The 18,322-nt window shown below is 70.4% G+C and carries 19 protein-coding genes and 1 riboswitch; of the genes, 10 read left to right on the forward strand and 9 right to left on the reverse strand.

Going from position 1 to position 18,322, the window contains the following annotated elements:
• Positions 1–6: 6 nt before the first annotated feature.
• The 6 genes from BUR99_RS00895 to BUR99_RS00920 all read left to right on the forward strand — a co-directional run bounded on the left by BUR99_RS00895 (position 7) and on the right by BUR99_RS00920 (position 4,832).
• Positions 7–750 carry an ABC transporter ATP-binding protein gene (locus BUR99_RS00895; protein WP_074258517.1) on the forward strand — a complete coding sequence of 248 codons (744 nt, stop codon included), beginning with the start codon at positions 7–9 and terminating at the stop codon, positions 748–750.
• Entirely contained in the window at positions 740–1,744 is a 1,005-nt protein-coding gene (locus BUR99_RS00900) for an ABC transporter permease (protein ID WP_074258518.1), read from the forward strand. The genes BUR99_RS00895 and BUR99_RS00900 overlap by 11 nt, the downstream gene beginning before the upstream one ends.
• Positions 1,741–2,589 (forward strand): uroporphyrinogen-III C-methyltransferase, encoded by an 849-nt coding sequence (gene cobA / locus BUR99_RS00905; RefSeq protein ID WP_084183501.1) that lies wholly within the window; start codon positions 1,741–1,743, stop codon positions 2,587–2,589. Before BUR99_RS00900 ends, cobA begins: the two co-directional genes overlap by 4 nt.
• Positions 2,586–4,016, forward strand: coding sequence for an FAD-dependent oxidoreductase (locus BUR99_RS00910; RefSeq protein ID WP_074258519.1), 1,431 nt, complete (start codon positions 2,586–2,588; stop codon positions 4,014–4,016). The genes cobA and BUR99_RS00910 overlap by 4 nt, the downstream gene beginning before the upstream one ends.
• The gene (gene fdxA, locus BUR99_RS00915) at positions 4,013–4,339 is read left to right on the forward strand and encodes a ferredoxin (RefSeq protein WP_074258520.1); all 327 of its coding nucleotides are present in this window, start codon (positions 4,013–4,015) and stop codon (positions 4,337–4,339) included. The genes BUR99_RS00910 and fdxA overlap by 4 nt, the downstream gene beginning before the upstream one ends.
• Positions 4,340–4,478: 139 nt before the next feature.
• Entirely contained in the window at positions 4,479–4,832 is a 354-nt protein-coding gene (locus tag BUR99_RS00920) for a hypothetical protein (protein ID WP_084183502.1), read from the forward strand.
• 15 nt (positions 4,833–4,847) lie between these two features.
• On the opposite strand, the gene BUR99_RS00925 is transcribed toward BUR99_RS00920, so the two are convergent.
• Together BUR99_RS00925 and BUR99_RS00930 are read right to left on the reverse strand one after the other, a co-directional pair.
• A complete protein-coding gene (locus BUR99_RS00925) occupies positions 4,848–5,267 on the reverse strand; it encodes a four-helix bundle copper-binding protein (protein WP_200802641.1) in 420 nt (139 codons plus the stop codon).
• Between the two features lie 195 nt (positions 5,268–5,462).
• A complete protein-coding gene (locus BUR99_RS00930; RefSeq protein ID WP_074258521.1) occupies positions 5,463–6,824 on the reverse strand; it encodes an MFS transporter in 1,362 nt (453 codons plus the stop codon).
• A 260-nt stretch (positions 6,825–7,084) separates the two neighbouring features.
• Between BUR99_RS00930 and BUR99_RS00935 the strand changes: the two genes are divergently transcribed.
• The gene (locus BUR99_RS00935; protein WP_074258522.1) at positions 7,085–7,534 is read left to right on the forward strand and encodes a DUF2269 family protein; all 450 of its coding nucleotides are present in this window, start codon (positions 7,085–7,087) and stop codon (positions 7,532–7,534) included.
• 10 nt (positions 7,535–7,544) lie between these two features.
• Here the strand turns inward: BUR99_RS00935 and ribH are convergent, their stop codons facing one another.
• The 5 genes from ribH to BUR99_RS00960 all read right to left on the reverse strand — a co-directional run bounded on the left by ribH (position 7,545) and on the right by BUR99_RS00960 (position 12,424).
• A complete protein-coding gene (gene ribH, locus BUR99_RS00940) occupies positions 7,545–8,012 on the reverse strand; it encodes a 6,7-dimethyl-8-ribityllumazine synthase (protein ID WP_074258523.1) in 468 nt (155 codons plus the stop codon).
• Positions 8,009–9,313: a GTP cyclohydrolase II gene (gene ribA / locus BUR99_RS00945; protein ID WP_074258524.1), complete on the reverse strand. Its 1,305-nt coding sequence runs from the start codon at positions 9,311–9,313 to the stop codon at positions 8,009–8,011. Before ribA ends, ribH begins: the two co-directional genes overlap by 4 nt.
• Positions 9,310–10,053 carry a riboflavin synthase gene (locus BUR99_RS00950; RefSeq protein ID WP_084183503.1) on the reverse strand — a complete coding sequence of 248 codons (744 nt, stop codon included), beginning with the start codon at positions 10,051–10,053 and terminating at the stop codon, positions 9,310–9,312. Before BUR99_RS00950 ends, ribA begins: the two co-directional genes overlap by 4 nt.
• Position 10,054: 1 nt before the next feature.
• The gene (ribD, locus tag BUR99_RS00955; RefSeq protein WP_074258525.1) at positions 10,055–11,095 is read right to left on the reverse strand and encodes a bifunctional diaminohydroxyphosphoribosylaminopyrimidine deaminase/5-amino-6-(5-phosphoribosylamino)uracil reductase RibD; all 1,041 of its coding nucleotides are present in this window, start codon (positions 11,093–11,095) and stop codon (positions 10,055–10,057) included.
• A gap of 86 nt (positions 11,096–11,181) precedes the next feature.
• A riboswitch (FMN riboswitch) is annotated at positions 11,182–11,324 on the reverse strand.
• Positions 11,325–11,362: 38 nt separating this feature from the next.
• A complete protein-coding gene (locus BUR99_RS00960; RefSeq protein WP_200802642.1) occupies positions 11,363–12,424 on the reverse strand; it encodes a sugar-binding transcriptional regulator in 1,062 nt (353 codons plus the stop codon).
• 123 nt (positions 12,425–12,547) lie between these two features.
• Here BUR99_RS00960 and BUR99_RS00965 point away from each other — a divergent pair, with 123 nt between their 5' ends.
• The 3 genes from BUR99_RS00965 (at position 12,548) to glpK (ending at position 16,856) form a co-directional block, all read left to right on the forward strand.
• Positions 12,548–14,299, forward strand: a complete 1,752-nt coding sequence (locus tag BUR99_RS00965) for a glycerol-3-phosphate dehydrogenase/oxidase (RefSeq protein ID WP_074258526.1) — start codon at positions 12,548–12,550, stop codon at positions 14,297–14,299.
• Positions 14,300–14,560: 261 nt separating this feature from the next.
• Positions 14,561–15,289, forward strand: a complete 729-nt coding sequence (locus BUR99_RS00970) for an MIP/aquaporin family protein (protein WP_218890208.1) — start codon at positions 14,561–14,563, stop codon at positions 15,287–15,289.
• A 52-nt stretch (positions 15,290–15,341) separates the two neighbouring features.
• Complete coding sequence (glpK, locus tag BUR99_RS00975) at positions 15,342–16,856, forward strand: glycerol kinase GlpK (protein WP_074258528.1); 1,515 nt, start codon at positions 15,342–15,344, stop codon at positions 16,854–16,856.
• Positions 16,857–17,005: 149 nt separating this feature from the next.
• On the opposite strand, the gene BUR99_RS00980 is transcribed toward glpK, so the two are convergent.
• Positions 17,006–17,755, reverse strand: coding sequence for an HAD family hydrolase (locus tag BUR99_RS00980; protein WP_234980703.1), 750 nt, complete (start codon positions 17,753–17,755; stop codon positions 17,006–17,008).
• On the reverse strand, positions 17,752–18,315 hold the full coding sequence (locus BUR99_RS00985; protein WP_159440928.1) for a GNAT family N-acetyltransferase: 564 nt from the start codon (positions 18,313–18,315) through the stop codon (positions 17,752–17,754). The genes BUR99_RS00980 and BUR99_RS00985 overlap by 4 nt, the downstream gene beginning before the upstream one ends.
• Positions 18,316–18,322 lie beyond the last annotated feature (7 nt).

The following is an 18,322-nucleotide window of genomic DNA, read 5'->3' on the forward strand; positions in this document are numbered from 1 at the left end:
GCCACCATGAGCGGGCAGACGGCCATCCGCATCGAGCACCTCGGCAAGCGCTTCGGCGCCGGCCCGCTCGTGCTCGACGATGTGAACCTCTCGGTCGAGGCCGGAGAGTTCGTCTGCCTGCTCGGCGCCTCGGGTTGCGGCAAGTCGACGCTGCTGAACCTCATCGCGGGCCTCGACCGCCCCACGACGGGTGCGATCGACGTGCCGGCAGAGGGCGCCGCAGTGATGTTCCAGGAATCGGCGCTCATGCCGTGGCTCACCGCCCGCCAGAACGTCGAGCTCGCGCTTCGCCTGCGCGGTGTCGCGCGATCGGCCCGCCGCGCGGAGGCGCTGGAACTCCTCGACACGGTCAACCTCGCGGATGCCGCGGAGAAGCGCCCGCACGAGCTCTCGGGCGGCATGCGCCAGCGCGTCGCGCTCGCCCGTGCCCTCGCACAGGACCGGCCCGTGCTCCTCATGGACGAGCCGTTCGCCGCGCTCGACGCCATCACCCGCGACCTGCTGCACGAGGAGCTCGAGCGGGTCTGGCGCCGCACCGGTCGCACCATCGTCTTCGTCACACACAATGTCCGCGAAGCTGCTCGGCTCGGGCAACGGGTCGTCCTCCTGTCGTCCCGCCCCGGCCGGGTCGCGGGCGAGTGGCGCATCGCCGAGACCTCCGGTCGACGCATCGAGTCGCCCGAGGTCGCGGCGCTCTCGATCGAGATCACGGAACAGCTCCGGAAGGAGATCCGCCGAAATGCCGCATGACACTGACGGCCAGCTGCTGGTTGAGCCTGTCGAAACCGACTCGCCCGTCGAAACCGGCTCGCCCTTCGAAGCCGACTCGCCCGCTGGAAACAACTCGACAGACTCGGTTTCGACGAGCTCAACCAGCAAGGCCGACGACCTCCGCAGCCTCGAGGCCGGCCTCGACCGGCTGCAGACCGACCCCGAGCACGCGCCCGGCGCGTGGCAGCGCTTCACCACGAGCGTGCTGCCGCCCATCCTCTTCGTCATCGCCCTGGTCGCGGCGTGGCAGCTCTACGTCGTGATCGCCCAGCCGCGACCCGACATCGTGCCCGGCCCGGTCGACGTGTTCAACGCGATGGCGCTCGGCTGGGAGTCGGGCCGCCTGCAGACCGCGGTGATCACGAGCCTCGAGCGCGGCGTCGTCGGCTTCCTCATCGCCGTCGTCGTCGGCACGCCCCTGGGCCTGCTGCTCGCCGAGGTGAAGCCGCTGCGCCGGGCGGTCGGCCCCATCATCTCGGGCCTGCAGGTGCTGCCGTCGGTGGCGTGGGTGCCCGCCGCGATCCTCTGGTTCGGGCTGACGGATGCCACCGTCTACTTCGTCGTGCTCATGGGCGCCACGCCGTCGATCGTGAACGGCCTCATCGCGGGCGTCGAACAGGTGCCACCGCAGCTGCGCCGAGTGGGAACCGTACTCGGCGCCGGACGCACGCGGCTCGCCACCCTCGTCGTGCTTCCCGCGGCGCTGCCCGGCTACGTCGCGGGCCTCAAGCAGGGCTGGGCGTTCTCATGGCGCTCGCTCATGGCCGCCGAGATCATCGCCGTGGGCGGCACGATCGGCTTCGGCCTCGGCTCGATGCTGCAGCAGAGCCGGGAGCTCGCCGACATCGGCGGCGTGCTCGCCACGGTGCTCGTGATCCTCTTCATCGGCGTCCTCATCGAGCTCGTGTTCTTCGCCCCGCTCGAACGACGGATGCTGCGCCGTCGCGGCCTGCTCCAGGGAGGCACCCGATGACCGCACACGACCTGGACGCCACCGCAGCGGCCAACGGGCGCGTCGTGCTCGTCGGCGCAGGCCCCGGCGACGCCGGCCTCCTCACCATCCGCGGCCTCCGTGCGCTCGAGGCGGCCGACGTCATCGTCGCCGACCGGCTGGGCGCCCGCGGCGTGCTCGACGGGCTCGCCGTCGAGGGGGTCGAACTCAGCGCCGAGGTCGTCGACGTGGGCAAGCTCCCCGGTCACCACGCCGTGCCGCAGGACGCGATCAACGAGCTGCTCGTGACCCTCGCCCGCGACGGCAAGCGCGTCGTGCGCCTGAAGGGCGGCGACCCGTTCATCTTCGGCCGCGGAGGCGAGGAGCTCGCCTTCTGCCGCGACCGCGGCATCGACGTCGAGGTCGTGCCCGGCATCACGAGCGCCATCTCGGTGCCCGCGATCGCCGGCATCCCGCTCACGCACCGCGGCCTGGCGACGACCTTCACGGTCGTCACGGGACACGACCAGATCCAGTCGCTCGGCGGCGGCCGCGACCACACGGTCGTGCTGCTCATGGGCATCGGCACGCTCGCGAACTCCGCGATCACCCTCGCCCGCGGCGAACGCGGGGGCGACTGCCCCGTCGCGATCATCGAAGACGGCTACGGGCCGGCCCAGCGGGTCACCGTCGGCACGCTCGACACGATCGCGCTGCAGGCGGCACGCCGCGGCATCCGCTCGCCCGCGGTCGTCGTCGTCGGCGACGTCGTGACCCTGAGCCCGTACGCCCCATTCTCGCTGATCGAGCCTGTCGAAATCAGCCTGCCCAAGCTGGTTTCGACAAGCTCAACCAGCAAACTCCAACGAAAGACCACGCAGCCATGACCCTCTCCCTCCGCGTCGCGATCGTCGGAGCCGGCCCCGCCGGCATCTACGCCGGAAACATCCTGAACCGCCAGGTCACCGAGGCCGGCGGAGCGGTCGCGATCGACCTGTACGAGTCGCTTCCTGCGCCGTACGGCCTCATCCGGTACGGCGTGGCTCCCGATCACCCCCGCATCAAGGGCATCGTGAACTCGCTGCACGAGATGCTCGACGCGGGCACGATCCGGCTGATCGGCAACGTCGAGGTCGGCCGCGACATCACGGTCGCCGAGCTGCAGGAGCGCTACGACGCGGTCATCTTCGCGACCGGCGCGCTCCGCGACGCGCCGCTCGACATCCCCGGCATCGAGCTGCCCGGCTCGTTCGGCGCGGCCGACGTCGTCGCCTGGTACGACGGCCACCCCGACGTGCCGCGCGAGTGGCCGCTCGAGGCCGAGTCGATCGCCGTCATCGGCAACGGCAACGTCGCGCTCGACGTCGCCCGCGTGCTCGCGAAGCACCCCAAGGACCTGCTGACGACGGATGTGCCGGCGAACGTCGTCGCGGGCCTCGAGGCCTCGCCCGTCACGGACGTGCACGTCTTCGGCCGGCGCGGCCCCGGGCACGTGAAGTTCACGCCGATCGAGCTGCGCGAGCTCGGCGAGGTGCCCGATGTCGACGTGATCGTCTACGACGACGACTTCGAACGCGCCGCGAACGACCCGCACGCCGAAGCGCTGTTCGCCGCGAACAACCAGGTCAAGGTCATGACCCGAACGCTCAACGGATGGCGAAAGCCCTCCGGCCACGAGTACACCGCGTCGCGTCGGCTGCACCTGCACTTCCTGCACGCACCCGTCGAGGTGCTCGGCGACGGGCGCGTCGAGGGCGTGCGCTTCGAGCGCACTCGCCCCGTCGGCGACGGTTCGGTCGAGGGCACCGGCGAGTTCGTCGACGTGCCGGTGCAGGCCGTCTACCGCGCCGTCGGCTATGCCAGCTCCCCGGTCGTGGGCGTGCCGTTCGACGAGCAGCGTGCCGTGATTCCGAACGCGGGCGGGCGTGTGACGGATGCCGCAGGGGAGCACCTGCCCGGCGTCTACGCGACCGGCTGGATCAAGCGCGGCCCCGTCGGCCTCATCGGCCACACCAAGGGCGACGCGCTCGAGACGATCACGAACCTGGTCGAGGATGCCACGGCGGGCTCGCTCCCCGCGGCCCTCGTCGATGCGGCCGAGGGTGACGAGATCTTCGAACTGCTCGACGCCCGCGGCGTTGCGTACACGACGTGGAACGGCTGGCTGGCGCTCGATGCGCACGAGCGGTCGCTCGGCGAGGCGTGGGAGTCGACGGACGCGGCGCACGTCGGCATCGTGCGCGAGCGCGTGAAGGTCGTGCCCCGGGGCGACCAGGTGGAGATCTCGCGCGACGGCGCACTGGCGCTCTCGTGACCTACGTCATCGCGCTGCCGTGCGTCGACGTCAAGGACCGCGCGTGCATCGACGAGTGTCCCGTCGACTGCATCTACGAGGGTGAGCGCTCGCTGTACATCCACCCCGACGAGTGCGTCGACTGCGGCGCCTGCGAACCGGTCTGCCCCGTCGAGGCGATCTACTACGAAGACGACCTGCCCGACGTCTGGGCCGACTACTACAAAGCGAACGTCGAGTTCTTCGACGAGATCGGCTCGCCGGGCGGTGCTGCGAAGACGGGCGTCCTCGACTTCGACCACCCGTTCATCGCCGCGTTGCCGCCGCAGGCGGCGCACGCCTGAGCCGCCGCGACGACGGTCGGCCGCGCGGGGGAGTCGGGCCGTTGCGCCGTTGGGCGGTTCATTTCCGCGTGTGACGGGCGCCCGCGACATCCGCTCGCCTGCGGCGTATCGTGGCCGCAACGAACCCCGAGGAGCCCTCATGTCGCACCGCGAACCGCACACCCGCACCGAGCCGCACGCCGGCACGGTCATGGGCATGCGCGGGTGCGAGGCGGCGGCGACGTGCGGGAGCGACCGGCCCGGTCACCGGCTGCACGCGATGCAGGAGCGGCTCGCCGGCGCGACGGCGAGCAAGTGGGTCGACGCGATCGTCGTCGAGATCGACGACCACGGCTTCGCGACCGTCGCCGAGTTCGCGGGAGGGGGCCTGCGCCGCGTGTGGCACCACGACGCCTTCGACGGCGTGCTGGTCGTCGGCGCGCCGGTCGCCGTGCACGACGTCTACGGCGTGCTCGCGCACGGCGGTCGCCGCTTCAGTGTCGCGACGGCCTGAGCGCTTCGTTCGGGATCAGGCCGTCGGCATCGCCCCGCTCATCGAGCCCATCATCTTCTCCATCGCCATGACGGCCTGATCGCACGCCATCGCGCAGAGCCGGCACTGCTCGCTCATCTCGGCGTGCGACATGCACTCGGCCGAGCAGGCGCGCGCCATCATGACGGTCGACTGCATCATCGACATCATCACCTGCATGTCCCAGCCGTGCATGCGCAGCATCATGCGCATCATGGTGCCGCACATGTCGGCGCAGTTCGCGCAGAGGCTCGAACATCGGCCCATGCCTGCTGCGGCGTCGGAATCGGCGCACATCACGCACGCCTGCATGCACGCGGAGAGCGCCTCGATGCACTCCTGCATCATCGCCGGATCCATGCCCTGCATCGGCATCTCCGACGACGACATCGCGCCCTTCATCATGTCCATCGTCATGTTCATCGGCTCGCCCGCCGTCCCGGGCGCTGAGCGTCGACGATGCCGGCGGATGACTCTGCGGCCCTGTTCGCAGCCATGCTACGCCCGCGCTTCGCGGCCGAGAAGGGGTGCGCGTTTCGATCGTGTGAATGATCGGAACAGACGACGAAGGGCGGATGCCGCGCGGCATCCGCCCTTCGGATCACGAGGTGATCAGGCGTCCATGTCGACGTCCTTCGTCTCCTTCGAGACGAGCAGGGCGATGAGCGTGAGCACCGCCATGACGGAGAGGTAGATGCCGACCCAGAACGGGCTGCCGCCACCGGCCCCCCAGAGCGCCACCGCGATGAACGGGGCGACGGCCGCACCGAGGATCGACGACACGTTGTACGAGATGCCGGAACCCGTGTATCGCACGTTCGTCGGGAACAGCTCGGGCAGGAGCGCTCCCATCGGGCCGAAGGTCATGCCCATGAGCGAGAAGCCCACGACGAGCCAGAGCATGACGCCCCAGAACCCGGCGCCGAGGAGGGGGACCCAGAGCAGGCCGAACACGATGATCGCGAGCGTGACCCAGATGAGCGTCTTGCGGCGGCCCCACTTGTCGGCCCACGGGCCGGAGAGCAGCGTGAAGATGCCGAAGAACACGACGCCGCCGATGAGCATCAGCACGAAGGTGTTGTACGAGTAGCCGAGACCGGGCAGGGCGCCGTCGACGGGCTCGACCGCCGCGCGGCCGTAGCTGAGCGAGAACGTCGTCATCAGGTAGAAGAGCACGTAGGTCGCGAGCATGAAGAACGTGCCGAGGATGAGCTGCTTCCAGTGGTGCTTGAAGACCTCGCCGAGCGGGAGCTTCTTGAGCTTGCCCTCCTTCGACGCCTTCGAGAAGGCGGTCGACTCGACGAGGCGCAGTCGCACCCACAGGCCGACGATCACCATGACGACCGAGAAGAGGAACGGGATGCGCCAGCCCCAGTCGAGGAAGGCCTGCGACGGCATGGTGGGGTCGTCGGACGGCAGCGCCGCCGCGATCACGAGGAAGAGGCCGTTGGCGATGATGAAGCCGATGGGCGCGCCGAGCTGCGGGAACGTGCCGTACCAGGCGCGCTTGCCCTTCGGCGCGTTCTCGGTCGCCACGAGCGCGGCACCCGACCACTCGCCGCCGAGCGCGAAGCCCTGCGCGATGCGGAGCACGACGAGCAGGAGCGGCGCGAGCCAGCCCACCATCGCGTAGGTCGGCAGCAGGCCGATGAGGAACGTCGCGATGCCCATCGTGAGCAGCGCGCCGACGAGGGTGGCCTTGCGGCCGTGCTTGTCGCCGAGGTGGCCGAAGATGACGGCGCCGAGCGGGCGGGCGACCATCGCGGCGCCGAAGACGGCGAACGAGGCGAGCAGTGCCGTGGTCGGGTCGCCGGTCGGGAAGAAGAGGTGCGGGAAGACGAGGACGGCGGCGGTCGCGTAGACGTAGAAGTCGTAGAACTCGATCGTGGTGCCGATGAGGCTCGCGAGGACGACGCGGCTGCGCGGATTCGCGGGGGTTGCGGGGGCGGCCGTGGCCGCGGTCGATGTGGACATCGTCAGCGAAGACTCCAATGGGTGAGCGTTGCGCCGGCTTCCGGGCACGTCGGTCGGGCGTCGAGCGGAGTCGGGGGAGGTGGAATCGTCGCTTGTGGCAACCGCACTAGCCTACGCCTCGATCGTTGACGATCCCCCAGATCTGGGGCCGTGCATGCGACGAGCGGTGGAATCGGCGCGATGAACGGCGCCCCGCCACGCCGGGGGAGATGGATCGAACGACGGATGCCGCGGCATCCGCTCGTCGTTAGGCTGACCCCATGGATACCTTCATCAGCATTCTGCACGTCGCCGGCGCCGTCTTCATCGTCGGTCCGATGGCCATCCTCCCGATGACCGCGATGCGGGCGGTGCGCGCCGGCAACGGGTCGCAGGTCGCAGTGCTCGCGAAGTCCACGACCATCTTCGCCTGGCTCTCGCTGCTCGTCTTCGTGTTCGGCTTCGGCGCGATGAGCATGGCGCCCGAGGAATACGAGCTCTCGATGACGACCCCGTGGATCCTCTGGTCGATCATCCTCTACATCATCGCCTTCGCCCTGACGCTCTTCGTCGTCGTGCCGTCGATGAAGAAGGCCGCAGCAGCGCTCGGCGAGACGGCAGGCGACGCCGCGGCGGCCCCGAAGGCGAGCTACCCGGCGATCGCAGCGGGCAGCGGCATCTCGTCGCTGCTCCTCCTGGCCGTCGTCGTGCTCATGGTCTGGAAGCCGTAGCCTCCTCGGTTCAGCTCAGCGCCCGCAGGGCGCGAACCGTCGCGACCGCGGCCTCGGCCGCCTCGCGACCCTTGTCCTCCTTCGAGCCGGGCAGGCCGGCGCGGTCGAGCCCCTGCTGCTCGTCGTCGAGGGTGAGCAGGCCGAATCCGACGGGCTTGCCGGTGTCGAGTGCGACGCGGGTGAGCCCGTCGGTCGCTGCCGCCGAGACGTACTCGAAATGGGGCGTGCCGCCGCGGATGATCACGCCGAGCGCGACGACCGCATCGGCTCCGGCGTCGAGGGCCGCCTTGGCGACCACCGGCAGCTCGAAGCTGCCGGGCACTCGAACGAGCGAGAATTCGGCGCCGGATGCCTCGAGCGTGCTCGTCGCCCCGGCGATCAGGCCGTTCGTGATCTCGTCATGCCAGCTGCCCGCGACGATCGTGATCGTCAGGCCGCGGCCGTCGACGTCGAGTGCGGGGGATCCTGCTCCGCTCATGATGGGTGTCCTTCCAGGAGGGTTTCGGCTGTGCCGTCGGTCAGTTGCCGGTCGTCGATCGCGTGCCCCATGCGGTGCCGCTTGGTGTCGAGGTATCCCGTGTTGCCGGTGCCGACGCCCACGACGAGCGGCAACCGCTCGCCCACGGAGATGCCGTGCGCCTCGAGCTGTCGCACCTTCTCGGGGTTGTTCGTGAGCAGGCGCACCCGGTCGATGCCGAGGTCGGTGAGGATCGCGGTCGCCGCGCTGTAGTCGCGGGCATCGATCGGCAGCCCGAGGGCGAGGTTCGCGTCGAGGGTGTCGAGGCCGTCCTCCTGCAGCCGGTACGCCCGGAGCTTGTTGATGAGGCCGATGCCGCGCCCTTCGTGACCACGAAGGTAGATGACGACGCCGCCGTCCTGCTGGATCCTCTCGAGGGCCGCGTCGAGCTGGGGGCCGCACTCGCACTTGAGCGAACCGAAGGCCTCGCCCGTGAGGCATTCGGAGTGCACCCGCACGATCGCGCCGTCGGCCGCCGAGGCGGGGTCTCCCGCGATGATCGCGACGTGATCGGCACCGGTCGCCCGGTCCCGGTAGGCGCGCACGCGGAACTCGCCGTGCTCGGTCGGCAGCGCCGTCTCGACCTCGAAGTCGACGGAGGAGGTCTCGGGCACGGCTTCGGCCGGGGGAGTCGCCGCGAGGTCGTGGCCGGCGTGGTGCTGCTCGAGCCAGTCGATCAGTGCGGCCACGGTCGTGACGGGCAGGCCCTCGCGTTCGCCGAGCTCGATGAGCCCGGGCAGACGCATCATCTCGCCGTCGTCGGCGACGATCTCGCCGATGACCCCCACGGGGGCGAGCCCGGCGAGGCGCATGAGGTCGACGGCCGCCTCGGTGTGCCCTGCACGTTCGCGCACGCCGCCGTCGACCGCGCGCAGCGGGATGACGTGACCGGGGCGGATGAGCCGGTCGGGCGTCGAGGTGCGATCGGCGAGCACGCGCAGCGTGTGGGCGCGATCGGAGGCCGAGATGCCCGTCGAGGTGCGATCGGCGGCGTCGACGGAGATCGTGTAGGCCGTGCCCCGCACGTCCTCGCTGCGCTCGGTCATGAGCGGCAGCGCGAGCCGGTCGGCCAGTTCATTGGGCATCGGTGCGCAGAGGTAGCCGCTCGTGTGGCGCACCATCCACGCGATCCACTCCTGCGTCGCGAACTCGGCGGCCATGATGGCGTCGCCCTCGTTCTCGCGAGCCTCGTCGTCGGCGACGATCACGGGCTTTCCGGCGCGGAGGGCTTCGAGCACCTCGGGCATCGTGGCGAGGCTCATGCGGCTCCTCCGGTCGTCGGCTGCGGTTCGGTGAACTGGGGCGCCGTCGGCTGTGGCGCGGACGGCTGCTGCGAGAGCGGCGCCGCCTGGAACCCGATGACCGAGTTCGGTCGCGCTTCGGGCTCCGCTTCCCAGCCCGGGGCGAATCGGAGCATCCGTGCGACCTGTCGCGCGACGATGTCGGTCTCGATGTTCACGCGGTCGCCGGCGATGCGCTCGCCGAGCGTCGTCGCCGTGAGCGTCTCGGGGATGAGCGAGACCTCGAACCACGAGCCGCCGGGTTCGTCGCCGACGGCGCTGACCGTGAGGGAGACGCCGTCGACGGCGATCGAGCCCTTGTCGACGACGAGCGGCGCGTGCGCCGGGTCGAGCGAGAAGCGCACGACCCGCCACGCCTCGCCCGGGCGGATCTCGAGCACCTGCGCGGTGCCGTCGATGTGTCCCTGCACGATGTGGCCGCCGAGGCGGTCGCCCACTCGGGCGGCGCGTTCGAGGTTCACGGCGAGTCCCTCGCGTGCGGCGTCGAGCGTCGACATCGCGAGCGTCTGGGCCATGACGTCGGCCGTGAAGCGTTCGGTGTCGAACTCGACGACGGTCAGGCACACGCCCGACACGGCGATCGAGTCGCCGTGCGCGACGCCCTCGACCGCGAGCGGGCCGCGCACCGTGACGCGCGCCGCGTCGGCGGTGTGCTCGACGCGCTCGATCGTGCCGAGTTCCTCGATGATTCCGGTGAACATGTCAGTTCCCTTCCGTGGGCCGGGGTCTGGCGACGAGCAGCACGTCGTCGCCGAGCCGTTCGATGACGGCGAAGTCGAAGCGGAGCGCATCGTCGATCGTCGGCACGCCGAGGTCGCCGAGGGCGAGGCGCGGGCCGCCGAGGAGCGCGGGCGCGAGGTAGACGAGCAGTTCGTCGACGAATCCGGCCGCGACGAACGCACTCGCGAGCGTCGGGCCGCCTTCGATGAAGAGCGAGCGGATGCCGCGACGCGCGAGTTCGGCGAGATCTGCGCGCAGATCGGTGCCCTCGAAGAACAGGGGCGCGTGCGGGTGGCGGGTGATCGCGGCATCCGCCGGCGTCTCGCGGCGCCCGAACACGACGGGCACCGGCTGGGCGTCGAAGAACTCGCCGCCCGGCGCGCGTGCGGTGAGCGAGGGGTCGTCGGCCAGGACGGTGCCGGTGCCGACGGCGATCGCATCGGCGGCCGAGCGGCGGCGGTGCACGTCGGCGCGGGCCTCGGCGCCGGTGATCCACTGGCTCGTGCCGTCGGCGGCTGCGGCCCGCCCATCGAGGCTCGACGCCCACTTCACGGTGACGTGCGGGCGGTGGTTGCGCGCGGCGAAGAGCCAGTCGTCGAGCATCGCCTCGACCTCGTCGGCGAACACGCCGGCGGTGACCTCGACGCCGGCCGCGCGCAGTCGCTCGGCGCCGCCCGACGAGTGTTCGCCCGGGTCGGCGACGGCGAACACAACTCGGCCGATGCCGGCTTCGATGAGCGCGACGGCGCAGGGGCCGGTGTGACCGATGTGATTGCAGGGCTCGAGCGTGACGACGGCGGTCGCGCCGCGAGCGGCGCCCGGCTCGAGTTTCGCGAGCGCGTCGACCTCGGCGTGGGCGGTGCCGGCGCCGCGATGCCAGCCTTCGGCGAGGGTCTCGCCGTCGGGGGAGAGGATGACGCAGCCGACGCGCGGGTTCACGCCGCGGGCCGGACCGCGAACGGCGAGTTCGAGCGCGCGGCGCATCGTCGCGGCATCCGCTGCCTGCTGCTCGTCCGCACTCATCCGTGATCCTGTCTCAGGGCTCCGGGGTGCTGGATGTGGTCGACGGTCGCCGACGGTCTCCGTCGGCAGCGCACAGACGCCGCCGACCCGTGCGCCTCCCATCCGGACTTTCACCGTCGGTACCGGAGTTCCACCGGTTCGACCACGGGTGCGGAGCCTGTCGGCCTCGCGCTCGCAGTTCGCGGACTGTCACCGCCGGTTCGGACTTACACCGACCCCGGAGCACGTATCTGTCATCGATTCTAGGTCAACGCGTGCGGGGCGCAGCTATTCCCGGTCTTTCGGCGACACCCGCTCGCCGGGCGACTCCCGCTCGCCGGGCGACTCCTGCTCGCCGGGCGACTCGACGAGCGCTCGCGCCGTGCCCTCGTCGACGATGAGATCGGTGATGAGCCCGGCAGCGAGGGCGCCGCGCAGGCTCGCGAGCTTCGCCCGGCCCGAGACGACGCAGATGCGGCGGGGTGCGCGCCGGAGCACCGCGAAGTCGGGTCCCGTGGCGCGCTCGTTCAGCGAGATGCCGTCGGTCGAACCGTCGGCGCGGTAGAACACTGTGGCGACGTCGCCCACGGCGCCCTCACGGGAGAGACCCTCGTAGTCGGCCCGCTCGAGGTAGCCGCCCTGGTAGACGTGGCTGGGCACCTCGGCGAAGGGGGAGCCGACGCCGAAGAGCGCGACGTCCATGCGCTCCTGCAGGTCGAGGAGGCGGCGGGTGCTGCGTTCGCGCCAGAAGGCGCGTCGGGTCTCGGGGTCGTCGAAGAAGGCGGGCACGGGGAACTGCTGCACCCGGGCGCCGAACGCGTCCCCGAAGCGGCGCAGCAGTTCGCTCGCGTAGACGATGCCGGTCGTGCGCCCGTTGCCGGCGCCGTTCAGCTGCACGACCTCGGAGTTGTGCGTGGCCTTCGGTACGAGGTGCCGGCTCATCGCGCTCATCGTCGAGCCCCACGCGATGCCGATCGTCTGGTTCGAGTCGACGTATCGACCGAGAATTCGTGCAGCCGAGAGCGCCACGCGGTCGAGTCGGTCGACGTCGCTCGCGTGGTCGGGCACCGGAATCACGTGCGCGCCGACCGCGAAGCGCTCGAGGATCTCCTGCTCGATGCGGCTCGGCAGGTCGAGCGGGGAATGGATGGAGATCTCGACGAGACCGCTGGCCCTGGCGTGGCTCAAGAGGCGCGAGACCGAGGATCGCGAGGTGTGCAGCTCGTGCGCGATGGCATCCATCGTGAGGTCCTGCATGTAGTAGAGGTGGGCCGCGCGCAGTGCGTCGCGGGTCTTCCCTGGCACCGATTCGGTGCCGTCCTCGACGGGAATCGCCGTCTGCTCGTTCATCCTGGCCATCCTTGCACGTTTGTTCACCCGGCTTGCAAGTTCGTTCCGCCGTGTTCACGATGTATTCATCCACACCAGGCATGCTCGACGCAAGCCGCCGTTCCACACCCCGAGAGGACAGCGATGTCTCCGCAGCAGACGATCCCCACCACGCCCCGCCCCGGTTCCGGCGGCGAGCGAGCGGATGTCGCGGCCATCCGCACCCGGCCGCAGGCCTCCGTGCTCGTCATCGGCGCCGGCATCAACGGCATCGCGACGTTCCGCGACCTCGCCCTGCAGGGCGTCGACGTCGTGCTCGTCGAGCGGGGCGACTTCGTCTCCGGTGCATCCGCCGCCTCATCGCACATGATCCACGGCGGCATCCGCTACCTCGAGAACGGCGAGTTCCGGCTCGTGAAGGAGTCGGTGACCGAGCGCAACGCGCTCATCCGCATCGCCCCCCACTACGTGAAGCCGCTCGAGACGACGGTGCCGATCTTCTCGACGTTCTCGGGCATCCTGTCGGCGCCCATGCGCTTCCTCACGCACAAGTCGGGCAAGCCGACCGAACGCGGGGCCGCGCTCATCAAGACCGGGCTGACGATCTACGACGCGTTCTCGCGAGACGGCGGCTCGGTGCCGCGGCACCGCTTCCACGGCCGCAAGCGCTCGCTCGCCGAGCTGCCGGCGCTGAACCCCGGCATCAAGTACACGGCGACCTACTACGACGCGAGCATGCACGACCCCGAGCGGCTCGCGCTCGACGTGCTCTTCGACGGGCTCGACGCCGGCGAGCACGCCCGGGCCGCGAACTACCTCGAGGCCGTCGGCATGGGCGCCGAAGGCGTTCGCCTGCGCGACACCCTCACGGGCGAGGAGTTCGACCTCGCCGCCGACGTCGTCGTGAACACCTCGGGGCCGTGGACCGACCTCACGAACGAGGGGCTCGGCCGCCCCACCGCCTTCATGGGCGGCACCAAGGGCTCGCACATCGTGCTCGACAACGACGAGCTCCTCGCCGCGACCGGCGGCCGCGAGATCTTCTTCGAGCACGAGGACGGCCGCATCGTGCTGATCTACCCGCTGAAGGGCAAGGTCATGGTCGGCACGACCGACCTCGAGCACGACATGCGCGAGCCCGCCGTGTGCACCGAGGCCGAGGTCGACTACTTCTTCGAACTCATCGCGCACGTTTTCCCAGCGGTCCCGGTCGACCGCTCGCAGATCGTCTACCGCTTCTCGGGCGTGCGCCCGCTGCCCCGTCACGACGACGAGGCACCGGGATTCGTCTCCCGCGACTACCGCATCGAGCGAGCGGATGTCCCCGAGCGCCCGGGCACCACGCTGCTGAGCCTCGTCGGCGGCAAGTGGACCACCTTCCGCGCCCTCGCCGAGCACCTCTCGGACGAGGTGCTCGGCCTCCTCGGCCGCGACCGCACCCGCTCCACGGCGGGCCTCGCCATCGGCGGCGGCGCCGGCTACCCGGCGACCGACGACGCGCGTCGTGTCTGGACCGTCACCCACGGCGACGAGATCGGCCGACTCCGCGCCGAGGAGCTGCTCGAGCGCTACGGCACCCGCGCCGAGGACTTCATCGCCTCGACCGAGGGCGAGCGCGACGAGCCGCTCGCTCACCACACGGGCTACAGCCGGCGCGAGATCGCCTGGCTCGCCCGCACCGAACGGGTCGTGCACCTCTCCGACATCGTGCTGCGCCGCACCAGCATCGCCTTCACCGGTGCGCTCACCGCACCGCTCCTCGACGAACTCGCCGAGGTCGTCGGCGCCGAGCTGGGCTGGGACTTCGAGCGTCGCGCGGTCGAGATGGCGACCACGAGGGAGCTGCTCGCCGAGCGCCACGGCGTCGAGCTCGAGGCATCCGCCACCCTCGTCTGACCTGTTGCGGGTAGAGCCTGTCGAAACCCAGTTCGTCGCTGTCTGTTCGGAGGTTTCGACAGGCTCAACCCGCACAGGACGCCGCGCGCAATCTGCACGGATGTGCACTGGAATCCGCACGATTCGGGCTGCAACGCCCGATAGCTTCGACGGAGCCTCCCGGTCGACGGTCGTCCAGGCGGCCGGCACCACACCTCAAGAAAGAAGGTCAACGTGGACAATCTCGGAATCGTGTTCCTGTCCGAACTCGTCGGCACGGCGATGCTCGTGCTCCTCGGCTGCGGCGTCGTCGCGAACGTCATCCTGGCCAAGACCAAGGGCTTCGGCGGCGGCACCCTCATGATCAACTTCGGCTGGGGCCTCGCGGTCTTCGCCGGCGTCATCGTCTCCTACGCCTCGGGCGCGCAGCTGAACCCCGCGGTCACCGTGGGCCTCGTCGCCAACGGCGCCACCGAGTTCGGCAACGCGGCGTTCGGCACCCTCGTGCCGGTCGGCATCGTCTCGGTGCTCACGTACATCGCCGCACAGCTGATCGGCGCCTTCCTCGGCGCGATCGTCTGCTGGCTCGCGTACAAGCAGCACTTCGACGCGGAGCCCGACGCCGGCGCCAAGCTCGGCGTCTTCTCGACCGGACCCGCGATCCGCTCCTACGGCTGGAACCTCGTCACCGAGTTCATCGGCACCTTCGTGCTCGTGTTCGTCGTCATCGGCTTCGGCGGCGGTCGCCAGGGCGACGGCGGCATGGCGGCACTCGGCGCACTGCCCGTGGCGCTCCTCGTGATCGGCATCGGCGCCTCGCTCGGCGGCCCGACCGGCTACGCGATCAACCCCGCCCGTGACCTCGGTCCGCGCATCGCGCACGCCCTGCTGCCCATCAAGGGCAAGGGCGGCAGCGACTGGTCGTACTCGTGGGTGCCCGTCGTGGGCCCGCTCCTCGGCGGCGTCGCAGCAGGCCTGGCGGCGATCCCGCTGCTCCCGCTGCTCGGCTGACCCTCACCTCCACCTCATCCATTCGTTTCACTGACAGCAACGGAGTTCTCAGATGGCCGACTACATCCTCGCGATCGACCAGGGCACGACCTCGTCGCGCGCGATCATCTTCGACAAGGCCGGATCGATCGTCTCGACCGGGCAGCTCGAGCACGAGCAGATCTTCCCCAAGGCGGGCTGGGTCGAGCACGACCCCACCGAGATCTGGCACAACACGGGCGAGGTGATCGGCCAGGCCCTCGGCAAGGCGAAGCTCACCCGGCACGACATCGCCGCGGTGGGCATCACGAACCAGCGCGAGACCGCCGTCGTCTGGGACAAGAACACGGGCGTGCCCGTCTACAACGCGATCGTCTGGCAGGACACGCGCACGCAGTCGATCGTCGACCGGCTCGCGGCCGACGGCGGCGTGGAGCGGTTCAAGCAGCAGGTCGGCCTGCCGCTGGCGACCTACTTCTCGGGCACGAAGATCGTCTGGATCCTCGAGAACGTGCCCGGTGCGCGTGAGAAGGCCGAGGCCGGCGACCTGCTGTTCGGCACGACCGACACCTGGGTGCTGTGGAACCTCACGGGCGGTGTCGACGGCGGCGTGCACGCGACCGACGTCACCAATGCCAGCCGCACGATGTTCATGGACCTCGAGACCCTCGCCTGGGACGACGAGATCCTCGCCGCCTTCGGGGTTCCGAAGTCGATGCTCCCCGAGATCAAGTCGTCCTCCGAGGTCTACGGCATCGCGAACGAGCACTCGCTGCTGCGCGAGACCCCCATCTCGGGCATCCTCGGCGACCAGCAGGCCGCCACGTTCGGCCAGGCCGCGTTCGAGACCGGCGAGGCGAAGAACACCTACGGCACGGGCAACTTCCTGATCTTCAACACGGGCGAGGAGATCGTCCACTCGAAGAACGGCCTGCTCACGACCGTCGGCTACAAGCTCGGCGACCAGCCGGTGCACTACGCCCTCGAGGGCTCGATCGCCGTCACGGGATCGCTCATCCAGTGGCTCCGCGACAACGTCGGCCTCATCTCCTCGGCGGCCGAGGTGGAAGAGCTCGCGAAGTCGGTGGAGGACAACGGCGGCGCGTACTTCGTGCCCGCGTTCTCAGGCCTGTTCGCACCGTACTGGCGCCCCGACGCCCGCGGCGCGCTCGTCGGCCTCACCCGCTACGTGAACAAGGGCCACATCGCCCGCGCCGCGCTCGAGGCCATCGCGTTCCAGACGCGCGACGTCATCGAGGCCGTGAACGCCGACGCCGGGGTGGACCTCACCGAGCTCCGCGTCGACGGCGGCGCCACCGCCAACGACACGCTGCTGCAGTTCCAGGCCGACATCCTCGGCGTGCCCGTCGTACGCCCGGTGGTCGCCGAGACCACGGCCCTCGGCGCGGCGTACGCAGCCGGCCTCGCGGTCGGGTTCTGGTCGAGCCTCGACGAGCTGCGGGCCAACTGGCAGGAGGACAAGCGCTGGACCCCGTCGATGGACGAGGCCGAGCGCGCGCGCCTCGACCGCAACTGGAAGAAGGCCGTCTCGAAGACCCTCGACTGGGTCGACGAAGACGTCGTCTGATCGTCGATCGCGTGCGGTCCGCGTGCCATGGAGCACGCGGACACGCGGCGCCGCGATGACGACGTGATCGACCGTGCCGAAGGTACGGTTGAAGGGCAGGGCCGGGCGCATGGGGGTGCGCCCGGCTCTTTCTCGTTCCCGCGGAACGCTCAGCCGGCGAGGCGCGACGTGAGCAGGGCGGGGAGTTCGGTGAGCGAGGAGATCTCGAGCACGCCGGATGCCGCGGAGCCCGGCGCCCCGTCGTCGCCTGTGCGATTCAGCCAGACGCCGATGAGCCCGGCCTCGACGGCACCGACCGCGTCGGTCTCGAAGCGGTCGCCGATGTACGCGGCCCGGACGGGCGAATCGACGCTGAAGCGCTCGAGTGCGAGACGGAAGATCTCGGCGTCGGGTTTCGTGACGCCGACGTCGCCCGAGGCGATGACGTGCTCGAACCGGTCGCGGATGCCGAGCCGCTCGAGCTTGGCGAGCTGGAAGTCGAGCTCACCGTTGGTGATGATGCCGAACCGGGCGTCGGGCATCGCCTGCGCGAGCGCATCGAGCGCGGGCAGGGCGTCGCCGTGCAGCGACCACGACTCGCGATACCGCTCGAAGTAGCGGTCGAACCATGCGCCGGCCGCGAGTTCGTCGAGCTCGTCGCCGTGTGCGATGGCGAAGTCGCGGGCGCGCGCCCTGCGCTGGCCCTCGAAGGTCAGTCGACCCGCGAGATAGGAGTGGTAGTGCTCCTCTTCGAGGTCGTGCCAGAGACCGGATGCGGCGGCGACGTCGCCCTCGTATGCCAGCTCGCGCATGTGCAGGGCGATGCCGGCACGCACCGCTGCGCGGTGCGCCATGAGGGTGTCGTCGAGGTCGAACAGGATGACCGGCGCCGCGGCACTCGATGGAGCCACGGTACTCACGCGGCACCCCCGAGGATCGGTTCCCAACTCGCGAACGCGTCGGGCTCGACCTCGGCACGGCGCTCGGCATGCCACGCGGGCAAGATGCGTCCGTCGCGCCCGGGCACCGTGGCGATGCGTGGCGTGATGCGCCGGAATCCTGCGGCTCGAGCAACGTGCGCCGACGCGCGATTGCCTTCGTTCGCGCGCCACAGCACGGATTCCGCGTCGGCGACGGCGCCACCGAGCGCCCAGTCGCAGACGGCACCCACGGCCTCGGCCATCAGCGCGTCGCCCCGGTGTTCGGCGCCGAGCCAGAACCCGATCTCGTTGCCCCGGCGCAGACCGACGACGCCGAGGAGCGGCGTGCCCTCGGCACGCCGGATCGCCCACGTCAGTTCGTCGCCCGAGCGCCACGCAGCGGGCACATACTCCGTGAGGAATGCTCGCGCGTGCTCGACCGTGTACGGCCATGGCGTCGTCAGGTACTTGAGGAACAACGGGTCGGCGCAGTAGTGCGCCACGAGCTCGGTGTCGGCCCCGACGGGCAGGTCGAGCACGAGACGCTCGGTGCGGAGCACGACGGGC

Origin of the sequence: Agromyces cerinus subsp. cerinus (genome assembly GCF_900142065.1) — a bacterium.
Lineage (GTDB): Bacteria > Actinomycetota > Actinomycetes > Actinomycetales > Microbacteriaceae > Agromyces > Agromyces cerinus.

Bases quoted from the DNA above. Each gene is read 5' to 3' on its own strand.
- BUR99_RS00895 (WP_074258517.1), top strand. From the start codon at position 7: ATGAGCGGGCAGACGGCCATCCGCATCGAGCACCTCGGCAAGCGCTTC.
- BUR99_RS00900 (WP_074258518.1), top strand. From the start codon at position 740: ATGCCGCATGACACTGACGGCCAGCTGCTGGTTGAGCCTGTCGAAACC.
- cobA (WP_084183501.1), top strand. From the start codon at position 1,741: ATGACCGCACACGACCTGGACGCCACCGCAGCGGCCAACGGGCGCGTC.
- BUR99_RS00910 (WP_074258519.1), top strand. From the start codon at position 2,586: ATGACCCTCTCCCTCCGCGTCGCGATCGTCGGAGCCGGCCCCGCCGGC.
- BUR99_RS00920 (WP_084183502.1), top strand. From the start codon at position 4,479: ATGTCGCACCGCGAACCGCACACCCGCACCGAGCCGCACGCCGGCACG.
- BUR99_RS00925 (WP_200802641.1), bottom strand. From the start codon at position 5,267: ATGACGATGGACATGATGAAGGGCGCGATGTCGTCGTCGGAGATGCCG.
- BUR99_RS00930 (WP_074258521.1), bottom strand. From the start codon at position 6,824: ATGTCCACATCGACCGCGGCCACGGCCGCCCCCGCAACCCCCGCGAAT.
- BUR99_RS00935 (WP_074258522.1), top strand. From the start codon at position 7,085: ATGGATACCTTCATCAGCATTCTGCACGTCGCCGGCGCCGTCTTCATC.
- ribH (WP_074258523.1), bottom strand. From the start codon at position 8,012: ATGAGCGGAGCAGGATCCCCCGCACTCGACGTCGACGGCCGCGGCCTG.
- ribA (WP_074258524.1), bottom strand. From the start codon at position 9,313: ATGAGCCTCGCCACGATGCCCGAGGTGCTCGAAGCCCTCCGCGCCGGA.
- BUR99_RS00950 (WP_084183503.1), bottom strand. From the start codon at position 10,053: ATGTTCACCGGAATCATCGAGGAACTCGGCACGATCGAGCGCGTCGAG.
- ribD (WP_074258525.1), bottom strand. From the start codon at position 11,095: ATGAGTGCGGACGAGCAGCAGGCAGCGGATGCCGCGACGATGCGCCGC.
- BUR99_RS00960 (WP_200802642.1), bottom strand. From the start codon at position 12,424: ATGAACGAGCAGACGGCGATTCCCGTCGAGGACGGCACCGAATCGGTG.
- BUR99_RS00965 (WP_074258526.1), top strand. From the start codon at position 12,548: ATGTCTCCGCAGCAGACGATCCCCACCACGCCCCGCCCCGGTTCCGGC.
- BUR99_RS00970 (WP_218890208.1), top strand. From the start codon at position 14,561: ATGCTCGTGCTCCTCGGCTGCGGCGTCGTCGCGAACGTCATCCTGGCC.
- glpK (WP_074258528.1), top strand. From the start codon at position 15,342: ATGGCCGACTACATCCTCGCGATCGACCAGGGCACGACCTCGTCGCGC.